The 1,155-nt window shown below is 66.0% G+C and carries 2 protein-coding genes; one reads left to right on the top strand and one right to left on the bottom strand.

Annotated features, from left to right (window positions below; translation table 11 throughout):
* Nucleotides 1-435 (top strand): hypothetical protein (locus AB0O11_RS39390; RefSeq protein WP_363397448.1); only part of this gene is annotated, 435 nt, incomplete at its 5' end.
* On the opposite strand, the gene AB0O11_RS39395 is transcribed toward AB0O11_RS39390, so the two are convergent.
* The coding region (locus tag AB0O11_RS39395) for a hypothetical protein (RefSeq protein ID WP_363397451.1) at nt 428-1,155 on the bottom strand (728 nt) is incomplete at its 5' end. The genes AB0O11_RS39390 and AB0O11_RS39395 overlap by 8 nt on opposite strands.

A 1,155-nucleotide genomic window follows, 5' to 3' on the forward strand; every position in this document is an offset into this window, starting at 1 on the left:
GGACCCTGTCTTCATGCCCGGGTTGCCGCAGGATCACTCGACCGGGAACCCTCGTTCGAACGCCAAGCGAACCACTCGGTACAACAACGGCTCCTGACCAAGGAGAACCTCTACAAGGAGGCCCAGGTCAGCCGCGCCACCATGAACCGCGCCCACGCCGTGATGGCCGAATGGGATGCCCACATCGCCGCCCACGGCAAAACCATCCCGGGCGAGGCCAAGCGCGACGCCGCCATCGCCGAGCTCAAGCGACGCCTGGCCGCCAAAACGCAGGAGTGCACCCTCTTGACGAAAAAGCTCGCTGCTGCCGCCACCGCCATTGCCGCTCTCCATCACGACAACGAAGCCCTTCGCCAGCAACTCGCGCGGGGCCAGGCGACCACTGTCAGCCCGATCCGGCCCCGCCGAGGTAGTGAGAACAGCCGCCTCAGATGATCGGAGGGCGGCCAGCCCGAGTCAGGCGCCACACCGTCCGCCAACTCATCGGCCGCCGCTCGCCGTGGCCGCCGCGCAGACCCTCGGCCAGGCCCCTGAACCAGACACCGAGATTCCCTGAGGACCGGAACCTCCAGACGCTGATGACCACCCAGTTGACGAGGTAGACCGGAATGAGAGGGACTGGCAAGAGTCGGTAGGCGACCCAGACACGGTTGCGCGCCACCATCCGGTAGTAGGGCTTATGACGGGCCGGATTCGTCGCCGGGTGGTGCACCTGAACGTCCGCCGCGTACCAGCCGATCCGGCCCAGATCCCACAGGTGCCACGAGAGCCACACGCCCTCGTGGAACAGAAGAAAGTGCCCAGGCCAGCCGCCTACGGCCTCGAAATCGGCCCGGCGAACGAGCACGATCCCTTCGGCCATCACCGTGACAGCCCCCGGCGTAACCGCATCCTTCGACCGCAGGCGCGGAACCCACCGGCCGAGCGTGGTCCCACTGACGGGATCGACGATCCGCGGCTGGACATAGGCGGAATCAGGGTGTCGATCGAACTCGGCAGCGAGCCGGGCGACGGTGTCAGGATCCGGCAGGACGGCGTCGTTATCGAAGAACAGGATGAATGAGGTGACCCCCGCGGTGTGGACACACCTGAGAATGGATCTCGTTGGTCCAGGAAGGTGAAGATCCACGTGGGACGTCCCTCGAAGTACAGTCC

Source organism: Kitasatospora sp. NPDC093102 (assembly GCF_040683915.1).
In the GTDB taxonomy this organism is placed as follows: Bacteria; Actinomycetota; Actinomycetes; order Streptomycetales; family Streptomycetaceae; genus Kitasatospora.